The 4,300-nt window shown below is 39.0% G+C and carries 4 protein-coding genes; all 4 read right to left on the reverse strand.

Annotation, left to right across the window (positions count from 1 at the left end; translation table 11 throughout):
* Positions 1-448: 448 nt before the first annotated feature.
* The 4 genes from PN457_RS06365 to PN457_RS06380 all read right to left on the reverse strand — a co-directional run bounded on the left by PN457_RS06365 (position 449) and on the right by PN457_RS06380 (position 4,274).
* On the reverse strand, positions 449-1,549 hold the full coding sequence (locus PN457_RS06365) for a T3SS effector HopA1 family protein (protein WP_271732090.1): 1,101 nt from the start codon (positions 1,547-1,549) through the stop codon (positions 449-451).
* A 101-nt stretch (positions 1,550-1,650) separates the two neighbouring features.
* Entirely contained in the window at positions 1,651-2,826 is a 1,176-nt protein-coding gene (locus tag PN457_RS06370) for a phosphotransferase (protein ID WP_271732091.1), read from the reverse strand.
* Between the two features lie 871 nt (positions 2,827-3,697).
* Positions 3,698-3,931 (reverse strand): hypothetical protein, encoded by a 234-nt coding sequence (locus PN457_RS06375; RefSeq protein ID WP_271732092.1) that lies wholly within the window; start codon positions 3,929-3,931, stop codon positions 3,698-3,700.
* A 97-nt stretch (positions 3,932-4,028) separates the two neighbouring features.
* Positions 4,029-4,274 carry a hypothetical protein gene (locus PN457_RS06380; RefSeq protein WP_271732094.1) on the reverse strand — a complete coding sequence of 82 codons (246 nt, stop codon included), beginning with the start codon at positions 4,272-4,274 and terminating at the stop codon, positions 4,029-4,031.
* Positions 4,275-4,300 lie beyond the last annotated feature (26 nt).

Raw genomic sequence — 4,300 nt, forward strand, 5'->3', positions numbered from 1 at the left:
CTGGTGGGTAGGGTATAGTGGATATTTGGCTTACAAGGGCCTGCGGTGTTAAACCATTTAGTCATAAAAGTTTAGGTATAGGTTGATTTGATTATAACTTCTATGATTGTTGACTGTTGACCGACAAAACGCCAGTGCGATCGCTACGTAGTACCCAAAGCGATCGCTTTTATTAGTTACTCATATCCCCGACTTCTGACTATGATCTTGTCAGGTAGTTATAAATTTTCGTAGAAGTCCGGGATATTAGAGTATGAGCATATCCCCGACTTCTGACTATGATCTTGTCAAGTAGCCATGAATGTTGATAGAAGTCGGGGATATTCGCCAGTAGCGATCGCTATCTTTTGTCAGTTAATAGCTACCCCCGAATAACTGTGATATTTATACCCTGGCGACTAAAGGCTATTTCCGCTGTTGGGGGTAAATCCCGACCACCGTCAAAAACCTATAAAGTAGTGAAAATATCTTCAGACTTGGGATTAAGATAAGGGCGTTGTAATTCAATTCCCCCCATAGAGAAATGTTGCAAAATAGATTCTAACCTACCTGCTGGTGTATCATTATTTCCTTGCCAAACATCCAGCAATGCATTAGCAATAATTTGGCAGCGATTCATCCCAAAGCTTTCACGTTCTGTAAATTTGTTGTTAGGTTCTTCCGCCAGAGATAAACCAGGAGCTAGTAATTTTGTAAATAACGGCACCGAATCCCCAAAATAAGATTGATTTTCTCTATACACCCTTTTCAATACAGGGTAGATAGTCTCATAGTTATGTTTATCAAAGTAAAGCACTGCTGAATCATAACGTCCATAATCTGAAGGATTATATAGCGCCTTAAACGTAAAAGAAACGGGTAGGGCATTGAGTAGGGTAGTCAAAGCATCCATGACCGCCACTGCACCATCTGGGGATAAATTAAAATAGATCCGCACTATTTCTTGATCGCCATGAGCAGCAGCATCACCAACCGCCATATAAAAGCCATTTTGTACAACATTTTTAGGCAATTTGATTGCAACTAAATTACCGACAGTTGCAGCTTTATGTTCTGGTCGTAAGTGAACATCACGGTCAATATGTATGGTTAAACCACCCTTATGCACCGCCACAGCGCCATCTGTTTCTTCTTTCACTATGAGCCAATCGTTACCCCAGTAGCCTGAACCCCGGTTACTCTCATGTAAGCGGTCATAAAAACCTATATCTACACCCAAAAAACTATTATTTTCTAAGTCTTTATTTGCTGCTACTCTTCTTGAATCTCCATCTGATGTCAGATTCAAGTCCTCTTGTAACGAGCCGTTGTAGTAGACACCATAGAGGAAACTACGCAGCTGCACACCTAAATACTTTTTCTGGAGTTCTAAGGGCAACTTTTGAAAGCGGGAAGCTGCTTGCTCGGTTAATTCTAAACTTTTATAGTTGGGGTGTTTAATACAATGATGGGAAACAATTTCAACTTTATGAATAATGTCTTCTATCGATGTCTGCAATGGCTGAGGAATAGTAGCTAGTTGAGTTTGTAGGGAATCTAATAGTTGCATAGGAGGGCTTCACGTGTGAATAAGAGAGTGTGTTCAAAAACCGGTAAAAAATCGTCATAAATTGGCTGTGTATTTCAGCCAACTTTCCCACCTGATAGGCGTTAGCTTGCGGCTGAATATTTAGCGGGAGTCAGGTCTGAAGCATCCATACCGAAAATGGTGGGTATAGATGGTTGCGGACGACACAATAAACTCTTGGCAACTTGCAGCATACTGATACCTTGATTACCAAAGGTTTTTTCGTGCTGGAGAGTTGCTTGGATAGATTGAATTAAGGCTAAACCGCAAAATTGTACTACTCGCTCTAAGAAATCAGGACAATGCTCTAAGATTTCCGGGAATTCAGCCAAATAAGCCTTAACCAGTGCTGCAAGTGAAGGACGGAGTGATTGTAAAGGTGTTGTAGCTAGGCGTAAAGATTCTTCAATTTCCATCCCTTTACCCACAACTACGCTATATAGCCATAATTGCAAGTAACTGGCGATTATGCACCCCAAATCATGAGCAGGGTCTCCCCAAGAACAGCGTTCCCAGTCAATTAATCGAATCATGCTTTGCTGTGCTAATGATTCATTCACATCTTCCCAATTTAAGGAAATGAGAATGTTATTCAGCTTCATGTCGTTATGAGTCAAACAGTAGGGAGTAACAGAACTACCTAACTGTGCGATCGCCTGACCCAAACTGTCGTAACGTTGATATAGGGCAAAGAATTTTAACCCATCAGATGGAACACTACCGAAAATTTCCGGGGTCAGCCTATCAATGCGATGATTTACTTTTGCCGCGTCTTGACTCGCTGTATCCTGGGAACTGTCAAAGAATTGCCGATACTCTGGATGTTGAATACTTCCGCGATGAATTAATCCCAGAATAGTCCCAACCTTTGCGGCTATTTTTGTCGGAAAAATATTTTCCTTGGTGTAGAAATCTGCTAGATCGCGGTAGTTACTCAGATAATTAAAAATAATGATCGAATTCTCAGCATCAAAATGTACTGCTTCTGAAAGTAAAGGGCGTACATAGCTAAGTTCTAGGTTTTGGTTTAAAAACTCATGAATGCGCCATTCCTGCACAAACTCCCCAGCGGTTTTTCCTTCTCGGTTGTGGCGTTCTTGCTTCACTAGAAGTTGCCTACCCTCTGATAAGCTGAGTAATAAGTTAAAGTTTTTCGCTGGTTTTAGTTCAATATTACTAGATGAACGTTCTTCCTCACTACATATTCCTAAAGGAATTAAGTAGTCAAAAACATTTTGATAGCTTAATAAAAATGGCATGGCGTTAAATACTCCTCAGTAATGCAAAAATTTGTTGTTGATTAATCAAGAAACTGCAAAACCACAGCATTCCTATCCAGACATTGATGGCATACAACATTTTCTTGGTCATCATGTCGATTCGGATTCAATAATTAGAAAGGGGCAACCTGATCAGGTATAATCTCAAACTCAAATGAATGTACTAGGGACACGATACTATATATAGCAATCCTAAATGATTCATGAACAATTTCTGTTCCCTGTTCCCTGTTCCCTGTTCCCTTTCCTCACTGATAATTTCTCAAGTCAAATAGGATGACTATATGGCAAATGCTGATAACATCAAATCAACTAGACTATAAGTAAAGTTCAGGATTTGATGGAATGCATAGTCAAGTGCATATGCATTACCACGATATAGAGGTATATAAGACATATCCGCTACTTCGATCAAAAAGCTATCTGATTTATTGGGGTAAAGTTCACGAATTATAATTTCTGCCATTGAATTTATGCCTAGACAAATTATTGATTAATGAGTGAATACAAGCCATATCGACTAATATTCAGCTTCACTATTAGTCAACTAATGTGCTATCATGACGCGAATTTAACTGTTATTTACTCATAAGCTTTGAGGAGCAATGATTTCAATTTATCTAATTTAGCCGGCTGATTGATTTTGACTTATATCGAAATATTCATCAATCAGTACTACTCATTTGATATATTGTGAGACTAGTTTTAATTAAGTTTCAATTACCTTGTCGATTACAGAATATATTTTTCAAGTTTGGCTGTAATGTTTGCTTTTGCAATCCTACATGATTGATGAAAACTTTATCTTTAATCTCAAGACAGCCATCAACATTACTAGTTAACTACAGAACTAGTACAAAGTATACGGTTTACTATATGACTTGGCTATATAAGTAGCATGACCAATGCCATATGTACCGATAAATGTTCCAGCTAACGCAGTGAATGTAATTATGCCACCGACAAGGTTGTATTGACCCTTAGCGCTAGAATCAATATCGCTCAGTTCATCAAGAAAGCTTTGGGAATCGTGGAACAGTTCAGAGCCAGTAGCGTATAGTTGAGAAAGAGTGATAGTTGCCATGATCTACTCCTGAAAGACTTGTGGTAATTAGAAGGTAAATGACTTAATCTGTCTGGCTCTCAGGGATGATTCCTAAGAGCCATTTATTAGCGGATAATTACACAACTAGACTGAAGGATTTAGCCAAGATAGTTACATGGTCAACAGCATATGTAATTACAAATGCCTCAGCCAACTTAGTTAGTGTAAAAGGATTACTCGCTGCATAAGTCACACCAGCAGCGACAGCTACTTGACCACCAGAGATAGAATCAACATCGTTGAGTTCATTCAAGAAACTTTCAGAATCTTGAAACAATTCAGAACCAGCAGCGTGTAATTCACAAAGAGTAATATTAGCCATGATGTACTCCTAAAAGACTTGTGAAG

It is taken from the genome of Anabaenopsis arnoldii, from assembly GCF_028331025.1.
Lineage (GTDB): Bacteria > Cyanobacteriota > Cyanobacteriia > Cyanobacteriales > Nostocaceae > Anabaenopsis > Anabaenopsis arnoldii.